Origin of the sequence: Nonomuraea sp. NPDC048882, assembly GCF_040649755.1 — a bacterium.
In the GTDB taxonomy this organism is placed as follows: domain Bacteria; phylum Actinomycetota; class Actinomycetes; order Streptosporangiales; family Streptosporangiaceae; genus Nonomuraea; species Nonomuraea maheshkhaliensis.
This window is the reverse complement of sequence record NZ_JBEZGB010000029.1, coordinates 71,274-90,939: the sequence shown is the minus strand read 5'-3', so window position 1 is coordinate 90,939 and position 19,666 is coordinate 71,274. Positions and strand designations below refer to the sequence as shown.

8 protein-coding genes are annotated in these 19,666 nt (G+C 69.2%); 5 read left to right on the top strand and 3 right to left on the bottom strand.

Translation table 11 applies throughout. The features are described from left to right. Positions 1 to 131 precede the first annotated feature (131 nt). From sigJ to AB0C27_RS52275, 3 genes are all read left to right on the top strand, one after another. A complete protein-coding gene (gene sigJ, locus AB0C27_RS52285) occupies positions 132 to 1,082 on the top strand; it encodes an RNA polymerase sigma factor SigJ (protein WP_357862130.1) in 951 nt (316 codons plus the stop codon). A 149-nt stretch (positions 1,083 to 1,231) separates the two neighbouring features. Beyond that, positions 1,232 to 2,395 carry an FAD-dependent monooxygenase gene (locus tag AB0C27_RS52280; RefSeq protein ID WP_357862128.1) on the top strand — a complete coding sequence of 388 codons (1,164 nt, stop codon included), beginning with the start codon at positions 1,232 to 1,234 and terminating at the stop codon, positions 2,393 to 2,395. Between the two features lie 16 nt (positions 2,396 to 2,411). Continuing rightward, complete coding sequence (locus AB0C27_RS52275) at positions 2,412 to 2,627, top strand: hypothetical protein (RefSeq protein WP_357862126.1); 216 nt, start codon at positions 2,412 to 2,414, stop codon at positions 2,625 to 2,627. Here the strand turns inward: AB0C27_RS52275 and AB0C27_RS52270 are convergent. The 3 genes from AB0C27_RS52270 to AB0C27_RS52260 form a co-directional block, all read right to left on the bottom strand. Further along, positions 2,599 to 4,197, bottom strand: coding sequence for a chitobiase/beta-hexosaminidase C-terminal domain-containing protein (locus AB0C27_RS52270; RefSeq protein WP_357862124.1), 1,599 nt, complete (start codon positions 4,195 to 4,197; stop codon positions 2,599 to 2,601). The two genes, AB0C27_RS52275 and AB0C27_RS52270, sit on opposite strands and share 29 nt — an antisense overlap. 128 nt (positions 4,198 to 4,325) lie before the next feature. Beyond that, positions 4,326 to 8,312 (bottom strand): ThuA domain-containing protein, encoded by a 3,987-nt coding sequence (locus AB0C27_RS52265; protein ID WP_357862122.1) that lies wholly within the window; start codon positions 8,310 to 8,312, stop codon positions 4,326 to 4,328. Positions 8,313 to 8,448: 136 nt separating this feature from the next. Further along, positions 8,449 to 9,429, bottom strand: coding sequence for a multicopper oxidase domain-containing protein (locus AB0C27_RS52260; RefSeq protein WP_357862120.1), 981 nt, complete (start codon positions 9,427 to 9,429; stop codon positions 8,449 to 8,451). 612 nt (positions 9,430 to 10,041) lie between these two features. Between AB0C27_RS52260 and AB0C27_RS52255 the strand changes: the two genes are divergently transcribed. Continuing rightward, entirely contained in the window at positions 10,042 to 19,107 is a 9,066-nt protein-coding gene (locus tag AB0C27_RS52255; protein ID WP_357862118.1) for a SpvB/TcaC N-terminal domain-containing protein, read from the top strand. 65 nt (positions 19,108 to 19,172) lie between these two features. Beyond that, the gene (locus tag AB0C27_RS52250) at positions 19,173 to 19,529 is read left to right on the top strand and encodes a hypothetical protein (protein ID WP_357862116.1); all 357 of its coding nucleotides are present in this window, start codon (positions 19,173 to 19,175) and stop codon (positions 19,527 to 19,529) included. Positions 19,530 to 19,666 lie beyond the last annotated feature (137 nt).

The following is a 19,666-nucleotide window of genomic DNA, read 5'->3' as shown; positions in this document are numbered from 1 at the left end:
AGACGGATCGGGAAGATCCATCTTTGCCGCGGTCCTGGATGAATGCGGTGTACAGCGGCATAGCCTCGGTACACGGGGAGAAACAGTGATCTCGGGTGGTTCGCCACGTGAACCGCGGAAGGAGAGCCGTCATGCCACGCTACCGGGGGCAGGCCGCACTCCCCCTGACTTCGATCCTCGACGAACGCGCCACCGTGACGCCGGACGATCGCGTCACCTTGCTGAATCTCGCGTACAGAATGCTCGGCTCCACCCACGACGCCGAGGACGTCGTGCAGGACGCCTACGCGCGGTGGTATGCCCTCTCGGACGAAGCACAGCGCGCCATCCACTCGCAGATCGCCTGGCTCGTGCGGGTGACCAGCAGGATCTGCCTGGACCAGCTCAGCTCGGCCCGGGCGCGCCGGGAAAGGTACGTCGGCGACTGGCTTCCTGACCCTCTTCCCGGCGACGCCCGGTGGTCCAGCGCCGCGAAAACCCAGCAGGACGATCCGGCCGAGCAGGTAACTCTCGACGACTCCGTCAGTATGGGCGTACTCGTCATGCTCGAATCCGTGACTCCGGCCGAACGGGTCGCCTTCGTTCTGCACGACATCTTCAACCTGCCGCATCCTGAGATCGCCGACATCGTCGGACGTACTCCGGAGGCCTGCCGTCAGCTCGCCACCTCGGCCAGGCGGCACCTCCAGCGCGACCGGCGCCTCACCGTCAATGCCCATCAGCATCGCAGCGTCGTCGCCGCCTTCAAGAACGCCTGCGAGCACGGTGACTTCGACAGCCTGATCAAGCTGCTCGACCCCCAGGTGAGCGTTCGCACCGACGGCGGAGGAAAGGTCCGGGCGGCCCTGCGCCCGATCGCCGGCTCCGAGAAGGCGGCGCGCTATTTCCTCGGCCTGCGCGAGAAGAATTTCGCCCAGGAGATCACCGAAGAAAGCGTCAACGGCCGCCCCGGATTGGTCACCCACGCCAACGGCGGAATCAATGGCGTCATGGCCATCGCCGTCCACGACCGCCGCGTCACCGATATTTGGCTGATAGTCAATCCGGACAAACTCCAGGCCTGGCAGAGCTTCAATATGTGACGATTCAGCGGCGGCAATCGTGAGGTCGTTCGGCTATGAGATATGCCCTACCAGACGACTGCGAGAAATGGCCGCTCAGTTTCTATGCTGAAGAAATGAATAACGCACAGAGCCGACGCGCACTCATCGTCGGAATGGGAATCAGCGGTATGGCCACGGCGATCCGGTTGCGTCAGATCGGCTGGGAGCCGATCATCGTCGAACGGGCACAGCAGCGCCGAACGGGTGGCTACTTCGTACTGCTGTGGGGAGCGGGGCGCGCGAGCGCCGAGCGGCTGGGCATGGGGCCGGGCGTGCCGGACCACGGCGCCCCCGACACCATCCACTACGAGATCGACCGCCGCGGCAACCGGACCAGCACGGCCATCCTCGGCAACCTTCCCGGCGGTCCGCGCATGATGCTGCGGGGCGACGTCGAGAACGCCGCGTTCGAAGCGTTGCCCGGCGACGTCGAGATCCGCTTCTCCACCGTCCCGACAGAGATCCGGCAAGATGCCGACGGCGTCGCCGTAACCCTGCGCGACACCGCGAACGGCGACACCGTGACCGAGCGGTTCGGCCTGGTCGTCGGCGCGGACGGGCTGAGGTCGACCGTGCGCAGCCTGGTGTTCGGCCCGCACGAGCGCTACATGCACCGACTGGGCGGGATCACCTGTGCCTTCCAGCTCTCCAAGCCCCTGCCCGGCCTCGCGCAGGAAGACACCGCCGTACTGCTGGAACCGGACCACGACCGCGCGATGTGGGTGTTCGGTTTCCAGGACCGGATCCCCACGGTCATGCTCACGTACCGCACTGACGACATCGACTCCGAGTTCCGCCTGCCTCCGGCCCAGCGGCTGCGTCAGGTCTTCGGCGACCGCCCGACGGGCAAGCTGCTCGGCGCTGTCCTCGACGAGGCCGACAAGGTGAAGGACATCCTCTTCGACTCGGCCGAACAAGTACGGATGGACTCCTGGCATCGAGGGCGGGTGGTTCTACTGGGTGATTCGGCATGGTGCGTTACGCTCTACGCCGGAATGGGTGTCTCGGCAGGGTTGGTGGGAGCGGATCTGCTCGGCTCCATGCTGCAGCGGCATCCGGACGACCTCGAAACGGCGTTGACCGAATGGGAAGGCAAACTGCGACCGGTCATCACCGAGTGGCAGGGCACGGCCGAAGGGCTGCGTCGGTGGTTCAACCCGTCGGGCCGCCGCGAGAAACTGCTGCGCCTTTTCTGGACCCGGGGCGAGGACTGGCCCGTCATCGGCCGCTGGGTCCGGCAGTTTTTCATGCGCGGCAGAATGTCGAAGAATGCGGACGTCGCTGCGGTCTGAGCCCGGATCAGCTGCGGTGACCGAGCTTGTGCGGCACATCCCGGCCAAGGGCGCACGCATCTTCCAGGTGACGCGAAAGCCGGTGCTGCGAAAGCCGGTGCTGCGGAAGCTGGTGCTGCGGAAGCTGGTGCTCCGCCACGCGTTGCGGAGCACCAGCGTCCCGGACATCGTGCGGTCGGCGCGCATCGGCGACCGCACGCCTGCTACTCGCCGCCGGGTTCCACGATCATGAAGGTGGCCGTGCCCACCGCCATGTTCCCGGCCTTGTCGGTGGCCCGGTACGACAGCGTGTGCTCGCCCGGCTGGTCCACCGTCAGCGGCTTCGTGTACGCCGCGAACGGCTGGCCGTCGAGTGAGTACTCCACCGTGTCCAGCCCGGACCCGACGTCGCTCGCCGTCAGCTTGACCGTGGCCGAGCCGACGTAGTTCCACGCCCAGTCCATGCTGCCGGTGAGCGCGGCCGACACCTGCGGCAGCGTGGTGTCGTCCTCAGGACGCACCACGGTGAACCTCAGCGTCGCCACCGGCGAGGTGTTGCCGGCCTTGTCGGTGGCCCGGTACGACATCGTGTGCGCGCCCGCCTGGGTGACGGACACGGGGGACGGATACTCGGTGTAGGGCCCGCCGTCGAGCGAGTACTCCAGGGTGTCGACCCCCGACTCGGTGTCGTTCACCGAGAGCATGGCGGTCGCCGAGCCGACGTAGTTGCCCGCCGAGTCCTGCTGGCCCGACAGCACCGCCGAGACCTGCGGCGGGGTGGTGTCCCCTCCTTGCGAGGGCGCCACCGTGAACGTCGCCGTGCCCACCGGCGAGGTGTTGCCGGCCTTGTCGATGGCCCGGTACGACAGGGTGTGCGCGCCGGGCTGGTCGACCGAGAGGGGCTCCGTGTAGACCGCGTACGGCTGGCCGTCGAGCGAGTACTCCACGGTGTCCACGCCGGAGCCGGAGTCGGTCGCCGTGAGCGTGACCGTCGCCGCGCCCACGTACTCGCCCTCCTCGTTCCTGTCGCCGGTCACCTCACCGGTGACCTCGGGCGGCGTGGTGTCCTCCTCCTGCGGCGCCACCACCGTGAACGCCACCGAGGCCACCGGCGAGGTGTTGCCCGCCTTGTCGGTGGCCCGGAAGGTCACCGTGTGCGCGCCGGGCTGGTTGACCGACACCGGGGCCGTGTAGGGCGCGAACTGCCCGCCGTCCAGCGCGTACTCGACCGTGTCCACCCCGGACTCGGTGTCGCTCGCCGAGATCGTGACCGTCGCCGCGCCCACGTAGGCGCCGTTCTCGTCCTGGTCGCCCGCCACCTGCGCGGAGACCTGCGGTGCGGTCGTGTCCTCCTCCCCGCCTTCGGTGACGACGAGTTCGCCGACCATCTGGCCGTGACCGGGAATCACGCAGGAGAAGCGGTACTTGCCGGGGGTGAGGTTGACCTGGGCGGTGTGCCGGCCGCCGTTGGCGTCGACGGGGCTGGCGATGATGTTGAGGGTGACGTCGTGGTTGTAGCCGGGGGTGGAGGTGTCGAACGTCAGCGTGTGCGTCATGCCGGTGGAGTTGCCGGTGTCCGTGCTGTTCTCGAAGACGATGGTGGCGGGGCCCGCCGTCGCGGACTCCGGCACCGACTTGTACGCGGTCATGCTGTCGTCGGCGGTCCAGGTGAGCACCTGGTCCGCCGCCCGCACGCCGGCCACCTGTGTGGCGGTGGACTGCGTCCCGGACATACGGGGCTGCGTGGCGGCCTGGACAGAGGAGAGGAAGAGCGCGGGCAGCGCCACGGCGAGCAGCACCACGGCCAGGCGCGGCGCCGTCACCGCTCCGGACGCTCGACGTAAGGCCCTGATCACGAGAGAGGGGAGAGATTCGGCATGCATGTGTCGATGCACCTTTCCGAGCTGGGTGGGGTGCCGGGCGGGGTACGCTCCCCCGCCCGGCACCCGGCCTAGAGTTCGCGCACGCGGATGTTGCGGAAGTCGATCACGTCGCTGTTGCCGTGGTTCTGCAGCCCGACGAACCCGCTGATGAACTGGCGCAGGTCCGTGGGCGGGTCACCGGCGCGAGACGACTCCTTGCCCGGCGTGTTGTCGAACTCGTTGATCACCGTGCCGTTGCGGATGATCGTGTAGTGCTGGCCGACCACCCGGACCTCGTAGTCGTTCCACTGGCCCTTCGGGGTCGCCCCGGCCCGGCCCAGGCCGTTGGGTGAGAAGTTGTAGATGGAGCCCGTCTTCTGCGGCTCGCCCGTGTCGCCGTCGTAGATCTGGATCTCGTGGCCGCAGTAGATCGCGACCCACGCGGGCGACGTACGCGCCGAGCCGACCGTACCGCAGCTTCCTGCGGGACGCTGCTCCAGCGGGGTCCTCGGGTCCGGGAACCGGACGAAGACGCCGCTGTTGGCGCGGGTCGGGTCGGGCGAGCTGTCACGGAACTGCAGCCGGACCGAGAAGTCGGCGTACGCCTTGTCGGAGTACCACAACATGCCCAGACCACCCGAGCTGCGGATCGTGCCGTCCGGCCGGAGGTCGAACCGCCCGGACGGCGCCTGGGTCCAGCCCATCAGCGACGACGCCGTGCCGTCGAAGATGGACTCGTACCCGCTCACGTTCCCGACCTCCGACTGGCGGGCGGCGGTGCGCAGGGCCTCCGCCTCCTGGGCGGTGATGACGCCGTCCGCCAGGAGCTGGTCCGCGACGGTCCGGGCGTGCTTGACGAACTGGTTGTGGTTCTTCCAGGCGCGCTCGTCGTCGATCAGGTCGTTGATCGTGCAGCCGCCGGCGGCGACCTTGTTGCGCACGCCGGTGAGCGTGTCGAGGAACTGCACCGTCGGCCGGGCGTCGGGCGCGCCGCAGCCGACCGTGACGACGATCTTCCCGGTGGCCTGCTCGCCGTCGGCGTAGGTGACCTTCAGCGTCGCCTGGTAGGTGCCGAAGCCGGGGTAGGTGTGGGTCGGGGCGGGATCCGTCGACACCTCGCTGCCGTCGCCGAAGTTCCACTCCCACGCCACGCCGCCGGCCTGGGCGCTGGAGAACGCCATCGTCCTCGGGTCGGCGTTCTGCCGGGCGGGACGCGCCACGGCCGCGGCCGGGTCCGGCGTCGCCGGGCCGCCCTTGTAGGTGACGCGGACCAGCTTCTGGTTGGCGTGCAGGCTGAAGAAGCCGTTGCCGTAGTCGAGCAGGTAGAGCGCGCCGTCGGGGCCGAACTTGGCGTCCATCCACGACTGGATCTGGTTGGCGCCGACGCCGCCCGGGATGATGGTGCGCAGGTCCTCGGCGAAGGCCGGCCGGCCCGCCTCCCTGGCGGTCTCCGGGTTCACGGTCACGGCGATGCGGTTGTTGCTGTTGCCCTCGTCACCGATGAGCCACTTGTTGTCCCAGTACTCCGGCCAGGCGACCCCGCTCTCCGTGTCGGCCTGGGAACGGTGGTAGGTCGGCCCCGACATGACCGCCTGGTTGCCGCCCTTGAGGTAGGGCATGGTGAAGGTCTCCTCGCCCTGCTTGTACGTCGGGAGACCGCTGTCGTCGGACCGCTTCGGGTAGACCGGGCCGCCGCCCTGCGGCGAGTACCAGATCATGTTCTTGCGCGCCGGCGGGATGTCGACCAGGCCGGTGTTGCGCGGCGAGGTGTTCTTCAGGTTGTCGCAGTCGTACCAGCCGGCCGGCTGCGTGGCGTCGCTGTTGCTGCGGTCGCGGTAGGGCTGCTTGTCGCCCATGCAGTACGGCCAGCCCTGGTTTCCGGCCGAGGTGAGCACCGTCACGGTCTCGTACTTCGCCGGTCCCCACGTCTCGCTCGGGCCGAAGGCGTCAGGACCGACCCAGCCGGCCGTGATCCAGTCGTTCTTCTTGTCCCACTGCAGCCGGGCGATGTTACGCACGCCCATCACCCAGATCTCCGGGCGGGTCTTGCCGCCGCCCTCCTCCTTGCCGGTGAACAGGTTGCCCTCGGGGATCGTGTAGGTCCCGTCGGGCTCGGGGTGGATGCGCAGGATCTTGCCGTTGAGGTCGTTGGTGTTCCCGGCGGTACGGCGGGCGTCCTGGAACGAGGTGCCCTTGTAGTCCTGGGTCCAGTTGTTGCCGGAGTAACCGCTGGATCCGCCGGAGGAGTTGCTGTCACCGGAGCCGATGTAGAGGTTGCCGGACTCGTCGAAGGTCATGCCTCCGCCCGCGTGGCAGCAGCTGTGGATCTGGGTGTCCCATTGCAGCAGGTCCTTGCGGCTGCTCTGGTCGATCGTCTGGGTCCGCGAGTCGTAGTCGAACCGGGAGACCGTACGCTTGCCGATGCGCCGGTTCTTGTCGATCGACGCGTGCGGCATCCAGTACACGTAGATCCAGCCGTTCTCCGCGAAGTCCGGGTCGAGGGTGATGCCGACCAGGCCCTCCTCGTTCTTGACCAGCTCGTCGCCGCTGCCGCGGTTGCCCATGACGGGCAGCGTGGTCAGCAGCTTGACCTGCTTGGTCCGCGGATCCCACTGGTGGATGGTGCCGCAGCCGAGGCCCACCTTCGGGTCGTTCCAGTCGGGGATCGGGCCGGTGGCGCAGGCCGCCTTGCCGATGTAGAAGACCTTGCCGTTCGGCGCGACGGTCAGGCCGTGCGGCTCGCCGATCTGGTCCATCTGGCCCTGCGCGTTCGTCGTGGTCAGCCGTTCCACGGCGTAGTTGGACGCGATGGTCGCCTGGCAGTCGCCCCTGACGATGCCGGTCGCCCACCGGATGGCGCCGGCGAGGTGCGAACGGAACTGCGTGTCGCCGGTGTAGCTGGCCGCGGTGCCGCCCATGCCGGTGTAGAAGGAGCGGCCGCCGTCGTAGTCACGGCACCAGGAGACCGGATGGAACGCGCCGTTGCCGTCCATCTTCGGGTTGTAGGTCCACTCCTCGACCTGCGCGATCGTGTGGACCTTGCCCACCGGGTTCGGGTTCCAGCTCAGCCACTTGTCGGTCCGCGACAGGGTGAGCGGCAGCCCCTCGTTCGCCGGGTGCTGACGGTCGAGGATGTCCACGACGGCCTTCTGCGGCTTCGGCTCGGGGGGAGGCGCGGAGTCGGGCCCGAACAGCCGCAGCTCGGCGAGCTGGGTCAGCGGCTCACCGCTGTTCGCGGTGACGTCGAGCCGGTAGTACTGGTACGCCGTGGTGTTCTCGAACTCGTACTCCTTGGTCTGGAACCGCTGGGGGAAGGTCTCCCCGGTACGCCTGTCGAGATCCGTCCAGGTCGTCCCGTTCTGCGAGCCCTGGAGGGTCCAGTCCCTGGGGTCCCGGCCGGCGAAGTCGTTGGCCGACGTCAGCGCGTAGTGCGCCACCGCGACGGCCTTGTCCAGCTTGCCCTGCACCCACGCGGTCGGCGTCCTGGCCAGCCACTTGGTGTCGTTGTCCCCGTCGAACACCTTGTCCTTGGTCTCGTTCGGCGGGTTCTCCGCGCTCGCCGCGCTCTCCGTCACCTTCTCCGCGATGGGGAGGGCGCCGACGGGACGGGTGCCGATCAGCTCGGTGAACCAGGCCGAGTCCACCTGCGCGCGGGCGGCGTCACGGATGCCGACGAACCCGCCACCGCCCCTGATGAACGCCTGGAAGGCGGCGAGCTGCGCCTCGTCCAGGGTCACGCCCTTGGCGGACAGGAACACCACGCCACGGAAGCGGGCCAGGTTGTCGGCGGTGAAGACCGCCGGGTCCTGGGCCTCCTCGACGGAGAACCCGTTCTTCTTGCTCAGTTCCCTGATCGCCGTCGCGGCCGCCCGTACCGGGTCGTCCTGCTGCGCGGCCTGGCCGCTGAAGACCAGCACGCGGACGGGGACCTTCTTGGCGGCCGGGGCGGGGGCCTGGGCCAGGGCCGGCACGACGGCCGGGGGCGCCAGCCCGAGCACCAGGACGGCGACCGACAGCGTTGTCAGGACGCGCCGCCAGAAGCGTGATCGGAACGGTAAACGGTCTGTTCGACCCATCGTTGCTCCTCGGGATCGAGAGTGGCTCAGGACCTGCTGCGGACGCGTTCGGGGACATCCGCGGTCCGGGGTTTCGAGGTCTGCGTGGGGCATGACGGCATGGCACGTTCGGGGCCGGGCCGGTCGCGTGCGGCCGTCAGTGGCCCTCGTGACCGCCACCGGGCTGACCTGGCACGTTCCCGTTCGCGTCGGTCACCTTGAAGATGCCGGCCATCCCCATGTCGGAGTGGCTCTGGACGTGGCAGTGGTACATCCACGCCCCCGGGCCGACCCGCTCGCCCGCGATCACCTGGAAGCCGAACGACTCGGCAGGACCGGTGATCTTGGTGTCGATGATCCGGCTCGGGTCCTCCAGGCTCTCCAGCAGGCCGGTGCGGTTGTCGGCCCAGCGGTGCCCGTGGATGTGGAAGGTGTGGTAGAACTCGCCGTGAGTGATCACGATCCACTCCACCCGCTCGCCCACCTTGGCCACGAACTCCGGCGCCTGGTGCGCGGGGCGGTTGTTGATCATCATGTCGTTGAAGACGACGGTGAACGTCTTGTCCGGCTTGACGTCCTTCTTCCGGCGGACCACCAGCGGGCCGTAGAGGCCCTGCCGGATGCCGATCGTGCCGTGCGGGGTGCCCACCACGTGGTCGTGGTAGTGCCAGTAGCCCGCGCTGCCGGGCTCGATGCCGGCGCCGCCGCCACGCCGGCCCTGCGCGTGGGTGCGCCAGATGTAGGTGCGCCGGCCGCCGGGCTCGACCACGCCGTCGTTCAGGCGCGTACCGTCGCTGGACACGTCGTAGTCGACCCCGTGGACGTGCAGGCTCGCCGCCACGTCCAGGTTGTTGACCATCTCGATCTCCAGGGTGTCGCCCTCGATCATCTCGATGAGCGGCCCGGGGATCGTCGCCTTGCCGGGCTCAAGGCCGTAGCCGAGCTGGCCGTCCGCCAGCCGCTCCGCGTACAGGGTGATGCGGCGGACCGCGCCCATGGTCGCGCCGGTCGTGCCGGTCTGGATCGTCGCGGTCGGATTCGCTGTGACCAATGGTGCCAGCGCGGCAGCAGCCGCGGAGGTGGTGAAGGCACGCCGGGAGAGCAGGCTTTTCGCCAGGCCTCTGCCTACCTCGGTCATGGTTCCCCAATCGGTGACGCTTGCGTGAGGGTGACTTGCGGGTGCTCGGGAGAACGCGCTCGCGCGCGACGTCGGTTTTGGCCTGAACCGGTCGCGTCGTGATTGGTGCGGTTACGGGGGTAGTTAGACCGATCTTCGATCGAAGTACGCGCCTTTTTCGGCGAAATGTCAATAACTAGCATCGAAAAGAGTCAAAAGTTCCGACCGGCGCCGAGGCCTCCACCGCTGGCGCTCCCCCTGACCGCCGTGTACGGATTGTCACGGTCCCGAAGCGCAGCCGCACGCGGGGATGTGGCCAGGTGTGGCCAATTCGTGCGGTGTGACGCGAGTCTCGTCGGCGATCCAGCAGATGACGGGCCTCCCGGTCGCGCTACGTGACGGAGCGTGACGAAACTGGTGGCTGGACAGCGAGTGAGCATGGGTGTTATCGATGGGGCGCGGCACCGGTCACCTTATGCCGCCTTTATGCACCGCACCTGCATCCCCCTCGTTCCTCTCCCCCTCTCCCCCAGCCAATGTCCCGAGCTTGGAGTGGTGATTGTGATCAGTATGCGTTCACGCGCCTTATGCGTGATCACAGGGTTAGCCGTGTTAGTGCCAGGGCTGGCGTCGATGCCTCCCCAGCCCGCGGCCGCGGAGACCGTCGCCCCTGAATGCATCCCCGGCGCGCCCGCTCCGGCGCAAGGTCTCCAGAAGCAGCCCTCGGCTCCCTCCGCCGGCCCGCAGGCGGCCGTGCCGAAGCCGTTCACGACCATCGCGGACGGCGAGAGCGCCAAGACGATCACCCATGACGAGGCCCGGCTGGACATCGGCAGCGCGGCGCTGGACGAGCCGGCCGAGATCGGCATCACGCCGCTCAGCCCGGAGGAACTGCCGGTGCTGGGTGCCGGGATGGACAATGTCACCGAGGCGCCGCGGGCCGGTTACCGGTTCACGCCGACGCCGTTCGAGTTCGAGCAGGACATCACGATCAGCCTGCCGTACGACGAGGCGAAGCTGACGGCGGCCGGGCTGACCCCGCAGGACGTGCGGACCTTCTTCTTCGACGAGCAGGGCACCTGCTGGCGGCCCCTCGTGCGGGTGGCGATCGACACCGAGCAGCAGCTGATCGTCTCCAAGACCGACCACTTCACCGACATGGTCAACGCCACGGTGAACGCCCCCGAAGGCCCCGAGCAGGTCTCCTTCGATCCGACGAAGATCAAGGGCATCGAGGCCGGCGACCCGTCGGCGGGAGTGAACCAGATCGCCGCGCCGACGGCCGACAACCAGGGCGAGGCCCGGCTGTCGTACCCGATCGAGGTGCCCGCGGGCCGGGAGAAGATGCAGCCGCAACTGTCGGTGGAGTACGCGTCGGGGGCGGCCAACGGCTGGATGGGCGTGGGCTGGGACCTGGCGATGCCGTCGATCTCGATCGACACGCGCTGGGGCGTGCCCCGTTACAGCGCCGAGGACGAGACCGAGACGTACACGTTCGCCGGAGATCAGCTGACCCCGGTGGCGCACCGGGGAGCGGCGCGGCCACGTACCGCCGACAAGGTGTTCCACCAGCGGACAGAGGGCCGGTTCTCGCACATCCTGCGCAAGGGCGACTCGCCCAGGAACTACAGCTGGGAGGTCACCGACAGGTCCGGCTCCCGCTGGTTGTACGGCGGCGAAGGGGCGGTGCTGGCCGACGACTCGGGCAACATCTTCTCCTGGGCGCTGCGCGAGGTGCGTGACCCGAACGGCAACACCATGCGCTACCAGTACACGACCGTCGAGGACGCCGGCGTGGCCGGCGGCACGGTCGAGGGACGCGCGCTCTACCCGAAGAAGATCACCTACACCGGGCTCGGCGACGCCGACGGCCCGTACTCGGTGACGTTCCTGCGTGACAGGGAGCTCGGCGAGCCGCGCCGGCCGGACGTGTCGATCAGCGCGCTGGGCGGGTTCAAGCAGGTGACGGCGGATCTGCTGCGCCGGGTCGAGGTGCGGCTGGGCGACGACCTGGTCCGCCGCTACGACTTCGTCTATGCCCAGGGCGCGTTCGGCAAGCCGCTGCTGTCGAAGATCCAGCAGTACGACGCCGCCGGAAAGCTGTTCAACACCCATGAGCTGGGCTATTTCGACGACATCCGCGACGCCTCCGGCGCCTACACCGCGTTCCAGCGGGTGGAGTGGACCTCACCGGACGACGGCCTGTCCAACGGCCTGGTCAACGGGATCCGCCCCGGCGCGGGCGAGGCCGGTGCGCTGAACGGCAACACCTCCACCGGCGCGGGCGGCCACCTGTACACGGGATGGGGGCCGCTGCCGAGCAAGTCGAACTCGGTCGGGGTGAAGGCCGGATTCAGCCGCAGCTCCGACAAGGGCCTGCTGGCGCTGATGGACGTGGACGGCGACAGTCTGCCGGACAAGGTCTTCGAGGCCGGCGACGGTCACGTCTTCCGCAAGAACCTGTCGCGCCCCGGCGGCGAGCCCCGCTTCGCCGAGCAGACCACGCCGCTGCGCAACCTGCCGGGCCTGTTCGACCAGGACTCCAGTTCCCGTACGGTCGGCGTCGAGGCCTACCCGGGCGGCGGCGCGGTGCAGCTCGACTACGTCGACACGATCAGCACCACGAACCGCTACTTCAGCGACGTCAACGCCGACGGCATCACCGACCTGGTCAACGGGGAGAGCGTGCTGTTCGGCCGGATCGGCGCCGACGGGGTGCCGGTGTTCGGCGCGGCGGCCGACACGCCGGTGCCGATCGGCGGCAGCGAGGCGGACGCCGACGGCCTGCTGCCCGACTACTCCGAAGACCGCGAGCGACGGGAGCAGTCGTTCCCGCTGGTGGACACGTTACGTCGGTGGACCGCGCCGTTCGACGGCACGGTCGCGGTGACCGGCACGGTCAAGCTCGACGCGCCCGAGGGTGAGCTGCCGGCGTTCGCCGACCCCGACGGGGTGCGGGTGGCCGTGCAGCACGAGAACGACGAGCTGTGGTCGGCCAGGATCGAGGCCGGCGACCGTGACGAGCACACCCCGCAAGGGGTGGACGCCATCCAGGTGAGCAAGGGCCAGCACCTGTACTTCCGGGTCGGTTCGGTGCACGACGGCGCCGCCGACCGGGTCACCTGGAACCCGACGATCACCTACACCGGCCTGCCGGAGACCTCCGACGCCAACGGCCTGCCGCTGACCTCCAACACCGCGGCCGACGACTTCACGCTCGCCGGGCGCGCGGCCACCGTGACGGTCCCCAGGGACGGCACCCTGACGCTGGGCGGGGCGCTGACCAAGAGCGCCGCCACCACCGACGACCTCACGATCCTGATCACCCGCGCCGGTACGCCGGTCTTCCAGCAGCAGGTCCCGGCCGCCTTCACCGGCGAGGTTCCGGTGAGCGCGACGGTGCCGGTCACCAAGGGCCAGGCGCTGACGTGGCGGATCAAGACGGACACGCCGATCGACGTGACCGCGCTGAAGTGGACGCCCACGGCGGCCTACACCGAGACCTCGCCGGTGCCGGACGAGTTCGGGCAGGAGTTCGCCGCGCCGTACGACATCGACACCTACACCGTCTCCAGCGCAACCGCCCCGCCGCAGCCGTACCCAGCGTCCGGCGGAACGCTCACCGTCACCCCGCAGCCGGTCGCCGCCGACGGCGCCACCGGCCAGGTGATCTTCTCGGTCAAGAAGCAGGGCGCGCTGCTGGCCAAGCAGAGCGTCACCCTGGGCGCCGAGCCGGTGCCGCTTCAGGTCGAGACCACGGCGGAGGACAAGCTGTTCTTCGAGTTCACCGCGCCCGCAGGGCTGCTGAGCGGGGCTTCCGTGCTGGTCGGCGGCGTCGAGGAGGCCGCGACCGTGCACAGCCCGGCGCCCGAGGGCGTGTACGGGCGGCCGTACCGCGGCTGGGCCTATGTCGGCTACAACGGCAACGGAGACCGGGCCACCCGGCCGATCAGGCAGGGCGACCTGGACAGCATGGAGGACCTGCAGTCCGAGCTGCCCCAGGACGTGGACGTGGACCGCGACCGGCCTGAGTTCGAGCAGGACCCGCGGGTCACGCCGCCGAACGCGATCCTGTTCGTGGCCGAGCCCGACCGGAACAGCTGGGCCTCGGGCGCGGACCTGACGGTCTCCGGTGCCACGGTGACCAGTTCCCGGCTGGGCGGGCAGTCGATCGGCCTGCCCACGGCCGCCGACGTGTCCGGCGTACGGGCGGTGCCGCGCATGTCCCGCTCCCAGCAGATCTCGGTGACCGGCAGCGTCGGCGGCGGGGTCGGCAGTGTCGGCGGCAGCGTGGCCACCGGCACCTCCAGCGGCGAGCTGGACTACTTCGACATGAACGGCGACGGCTTCCCCGACGTGGTCGGCGCGGGCGGCATCCAGTACACCGACCCGTCAGGAGTGCTCGGCCGCACGCGCGGTGACACGCCGGGCGGCACGGTGCGCTCCTCGGACAACCGCTCGGGCAACGCCAGCGCGGGCAGCGCGGCCAAGACCATCACCACCGGCCGCGGCGACGCCGCGCCGAGCGGGACGGCGACGGCCAACACCTCGTCGTCCGGCAACGACATGCCGCCGCTGGGCATCGGCGGCAGCTTGGGGACGGGCACCTCGGACGCCGAGTCCGACCTGCTGGACATCAACGGCGACGGGCTGCCTGACCGGGTGTTCGAGGACGGGCGCGCGGCGCTCAACCTCGGCTACCGGTTCGCGGCGCCGGAGCCGTGGCCGGGCGGGCCGCTGAACGACGGCGGCAGCGACAACGCCGGCGTGAACATCGGCTTCAACACCGACTTCTACGGCTTCGCCGGCGGCGCGTCGCTGAACCAGGGCGACAGCACCACCTCGGCCACGCTGGCGGACGTCAACGGCGACGGCCTGGCCGACCGGGTGTTCGCGGGCTCGCCGATCAGGGTGGCGATCAACACCGGTGGCGGGTTCACCGCCCCTGTCGCCTTCGGTGGCAGCCTGTCCGGGGTGAGCGGCGACGTCAACGCCCGGCTGGGCGCGGGGGCGTACTTCACCATCTCGATCCCGATCGCGTTCGGCATCGGCGGGTTCATCATCATCAACCCCGGCGCCGACACTTCGACCGGCGCTTCGCGTGCCTCGCAGCAACTGCGGGACATCAACGGCGACGGCTTCGCCGACCACCTCGCCTCCGGCGCCGACGACCAGCTGACGGTGGCGGCCAACCAGACCGGCCGCACCAACCTGCTCAAGACGGTCAAACGCCCACTGGGCGCGACGATCGAACTGGACTACGCGCGGGACGGCAACACCTACGACCTGCCCAGCTCCCGCTTCGTGCTCAGCTCGGTCAAGACCGACGACGGCCTGGCCGGGGACGGCGAGGACGTCCAGCACACCACCATCGGTTACGCGGGCGGCGTGTACGACCGGCTGGAGCGGGAGTTCCGCGGTTACGCCACGGTGACGACCCAGGGCCGGGACCGCAACGGGGCCGTGTACCGGACCATCACCGCCACGTACGACACCAGCAGCCACTACACCCGCGGCCTGGGCACGCGTACGCTCACCGCGGACGGCGCGGGCAAGCCGTTCACCGAGGAACTGCGGACGTACGAGCTGCGCGACGTCGCCACCGGCGCGGCCGGCGACCCCGCCAGCACCAGCGCGGCGATCTTCCCAATGCTGGTCAGGACCGACGAGCGCTGGTACGAGGGCCAGGCCCAGCCGGGCAAGCAGACCCGGGTCGAGCTGGTCTACGACAAGCACGGCAACATCATCAAGACGACCGACCACGGCGAGAGCGGCGGCGCCGACGACGTGATCACCACGGTCGGCTTCGCGGACTGCACCGCCACCCACATCCTCGACGCGGCCGACAGGTCCGAGGTGCGCGGCGGCGGCAAGGTCATGCGGCGCACCGACGCCGACATCGACTGCGCCACCGGGAACATGACCCGGCACCGGGCCAAGCTGGGCGACGACAAGATCGCGGTGACCGACGCGACGTACAATCCCGGCGGCACGCTGGCCACCCTGACCGGGCCGGCCAACCACAAGGGGCAGCGCTTCAAGCTGACCTACACCTACGACGAGGTGACCGGCACCTACGTCACCTCCATCCAGGACAGCCACGGCTACACCTCCACCGCCGGCTACAACCTGAAGTTCGGCCGGCCCGAGACCACGGTCGACATCAACGACCAGCGGACGGTCCACACCTACGACGACGCCGGCCGCGTCGCCACCGTGACCGGGCCGCACGACCACGAGGCCGGCAGGCCGACCATCGCCTTCGAGTACCACCCTGAGGCGACCGTCCCGTACGCGGTCACCCGCCATCTGGACCGAGCCTCGGACGGAACGGTCAAACCCGACACCATCGACACCGTCACCTTCACCGACGGCCTGAACCGGGTCGTGCAGACCAAGAAGGACGCCCGGATCAACGGCACCGACGGCATGACCGTCTCAGGCCGGGCCGTCTACGACGAGTTCGGCCGCGTGGCCGAGCAGTACTACCCGGTCAACGAGGCCAAGGGCACGGCCAACACCAGGCTCAACACGACCTCCGACCGGGTGTACCCGACCACGAACGAGTTCGACGTGCTGGACCGGACGGTGCGCACTGTGCTGCCCGACGGCACCGGCAGCTCCACGGCCTACGGCTTCGGCGACGACCGCTCCGGCACCCGGCAGTTCTCCACCGCGGTGACCGACGCCGAGGGCAACACCAAGGTCACCTACACCGACGTACGCAAGCAGCTGACCTCGGTGCGGGAGCCGAACCCGGTCAACGGCGGCCCGCCGCTCTGGACCAGCTACGTCTACGACCCGCTGAGCCAGCTCACCAAGGTCACCGACGACCAGAACAACCACACCACCTCGGCCTACGACGACTTCGGCCGGCGCACGACCGTGACCAGCCCCGACTCGGGGCGTACCGGCACCGGCTACGACCTGGCCGGCAACGTGATCAGCAAGGTCACCGCGAAGCTGGACGACCGGGACAAGAAGATCTCCTACGAGTACGACTTCAACCGGCTGGTGAAGATCGACTATCCGATCTTCAAGCACAACGACGTCCGCTACACCTACGGAGCCCCCGGTGCCGCCTACAACGGCGCGGGCAGGCTGACCAAGATCGAGGACGCCGGCGGCGTGACCACCCGCCAGTACGGGCCGCTCGGCGAGATCGTCTCCGAGACCAAGGTCCTGCCCGGCTCCGGCCACCACGACAAGACCTTCACCACGGGCTACCGGTACGACAGCTTCGGCCGGGTGCTCCAGCTCACCTATCCCGACGGGGAGGTGCTGACCTACGGGTACGACTCCGGCGGCCAGGTGATCTCGGCCACCGGGGTCAAGGGCGCGCACACGTACCCGTACCTACGTGACCTGCTGTACGACAAGTTCGAGCAACGCACGCGGGTGGTGCTGGGCAACGGCACGTCCACCACGTTCAGCTACGACGCCGCCGACCGCAGCCTCGCGCTGCTCAGCTCGACCCTGCCGAGCGGGTACGAGTTCCAGCGCTACCGCTACAGCTACGACGACGTCGGCAACATCACCCGCCTGCAGAACGACACCAACATCCCCGACGGCTCCACCACGCCCAAGCTCGGCGGGCCGTCCACGCAGACCTACGTCTACGACAACCTCTACCGGCTGACCCAGGCCACCGGCCAGTACACGCCGGACATCCACCGCACCAACACGTACGCCTTCCGCCTGACATACGACACCGTGCACAACATCGTCGGCAAGCAGCAGCGGCACGCCATCGTCGCCAGCAACGGCAGCGAGCAGGTGCAGCAGAACACCACCTACTCCCACGTCTACAGCTTCGGCTCCCGCCCGCACGCGCCGGCCGAGGTGGGCCCGGACGAGATGAAGTACGACGCCAACGGCAACCTCGTCAACCAGGAGTCCGACCAGCACGGCCGGCCCCGCCGCCAGCTCATCTGGGACGAGGACAACCGGCTGGCCTGCGTGCACGACACGACCAAGAACGACACCCAGCCGCAGGACCCCTCGGCCTGCGACGACCACCGCAAACCGCCCACGGTCCGCTTCACCTACGACGACCAGGGCCGGCGGGTGGTCAAGGACAGCTCGCAGATCACGCTGTACCCGAACCAGAACTACACCGCCCGCAACCAGACCGAGTTCAAGCACGTCTTCGTCGGCACCACCCGGATCGCCACGAAGACCACCAAACCGCCGTCCGTCTTCGAGAAGGACCAGTTCTTCTACCACGGCGACCAGATCGGCTCCACCACCTTCGGCACCGACGGCAACGGCCGGCTGGCCGAGCATCTCAACTACTTCCCCGGCGGCGAGACCTGGGTCGAGGAGAGCCCGGGCCAGTTCAACCCGTACCAGTTCACCGGCAAGGAGCTCGATCCCGAGACCGGCTACTACTACCACGGGTCGCGCTACTACGACCCCCGCATGGGCCTGTGGAAGTCCCCTGATCCGATCATCGACGACTACCTCGACGGCGAGGGCAACGACGGGGTCTACAACCCGGGCAACCTCAACCTGTACGGGTACGGCTACAACAACCCGGTCCAGAACTCCGACCCCGACGGCAACCTGGTCTTCCTCGTCCCCGCGGCCATCCTGGTCGGCAAGGGCGTCATGTGGGGCCTGACCGCGTACAGCGCCTACCAGGGCGCCAGAGCGGTGGCCGGTACGGTCAGCGACGTCGCCGAGGGCCGCAAGACCTGGCAGGAGGGCGCCGCAGAAGCCGGCCTGGCGGTGGCAGAAGCGGGCGCGGAGGCCGCACTCGGCAAGCTCAGGGTGGTCGAACGCGCCGCCGAGTTCGTCGGCAACACCGGCGTCGGCCGGCGAGCCGCCGACTGGGTGTCCGACCGGGCGGGCGACGTCGCCCAGAGATTCCGCAGAACCGACACCCCCGGCGGCTGCACCCTCAACAGCTTCGTCCCCGGCACCCAGGTGCTGATGGCCGACGGCACCGCCAAGCCCATCGAAGAGGTCGTCGTCGGCGACAGCGTCCTGGCCACCGACCCGGAGACCGGGCGTACCGAATCCAGGCTCGTCACCGGCGTCATCACCGGCGACGGCGAGAAGAGCCTGGTGAAGGTCACCGTCGACGTGGACGGCGACCGGGGCGACAGGACCGCCGACATCACCGCGACCGATGGTCACCCCTTCTGGGCCTCCAGCCTGGGCCGCTGGATCGACGCCGACCTGCTCCGGCCCGGCATGTGGCTGCGCACCTCGGCCGGCGACTACGTCGAGGTGGACGCGGTCAGCGAGTGGAGCGCGCCGCGCCGCGTGCACAACCTGACCGTCGACGGCCTGCACACCTACTACGTGCTGGCGGACGCCACCCCGGTCCTCGTCCACAACATCAACTGCCTCAACCTGCCCGACAGAATCCCCCCAGGAGAGTGGCGCACCGTCGGCGACCTCAACGCCAAGGGCGGCGTCTACGCCCTGGTGGCCCCGAACGGACAGGTGGTCAGAACCGGCATGGCCACCGACCTGCGCGACCGGCTCGGCAAGCACGGGCGCGCCTTCCCCGACCTACGTCAGGTGGTGCTCTACCGGACGGACGACCTGAACGAGAGACACGGCCTGGAGAAGCTGGTCGAGAACTACTACAAACCCATCCTCGCCAACCGGGCCGCGGTGGGCGACGACCACGTCAACCTGACCGACTACCTGCGAGCCGCCCGCGACTTCCTGGCCCGCAACCAGTAACCCACCGAACCCACCGAACCCGCAGCCCCGGCAGGCCCCACGACGGCCCTGCCGGGGCTGTACGAATGGTCAATCTCGAACAGATGCCGGCACAGGCTTCCTGGAGGACCGTGAAAAAGATCATCTGGTCGGCGACACTCGCGGTGTCGATCGTCGTCCTCACCGCCTGCCAGCCACCCGTCAGCCGATGGGTGGAGCTCCAGAACCGCACCGGCGAAACCGTGACGGTGAAATGGCTCGGCGACGTGATCCACAGCCGGCAGGTTCCCGCCGGAGAGTCGGCCCGGATCCCGGTCGTGTCAGGCGGTTGCCTCCGCAGGGGAGCCGAAGACATGCTCGTGGCCGACACGGCCGGCGGCCGCCATTTCACCTTCGGCCCACCCGCCTGCGAAGGCGGCACATGGACACTGCCTGCCCGCTGACCTCTCCCCACGCGCCCCTGCGCCTGCCGCTTGCGGGTGCGGTGAGGCCATCAACCGCGCGGGCTTGGTTCGTTTCAGGGTTGGTGGCCGCCGAACCAGCTGAGCAGTCCCCACAGTGTGGCCCCGCCGGCGGCGAG

Bases quoted from the DNA above. Each gene is read 5' to 3' on its own strand.
- sigJ (WP_357862130.1), top strand. From the start codon at position 132: ATGCCACGCTACCGGGGGCAGGCCGCACTCCCCCTGACTTCGATCCTC.
- AB0C27_RS52260 (WP_357862120.1), bottom strand. From the start codon at position 9,429: ATGACCGAGGTAGGCAGAGGCCTGGCGAAAAGCCTGCTCTCCCGGCGT.
- AB0C27_RS52280 (WP_357862128.1), top strand. From the start codon at position 1,232: ATGGCCACGGCGATCCGGTTGCGTCAGATCGGCTGGGAGCCGATCATC.
- AB0C27_RS52255 (WP_357862118.1), top strand. From the start codon at position 10,042: ATGCCTCCCCAGCCCGCGGCCGCGGAGACCGTCGCCCCTGAATGCATC.
- AB0C27_RS52265 (WP_357862122.1), bottom strand. From the start codon at position 8,312: ATGGGTCGAACAGACCGTTTACCGTTCCGATCACGCTTCTGGCGGCGC.
- AB0C27_RS52250 (WP_357862116.1), top strand. From the start codon at position 19,173: ATGGTCAATCTCGAACAGATGCCGGCACAGGCTTCCTGGAGGACCGTG.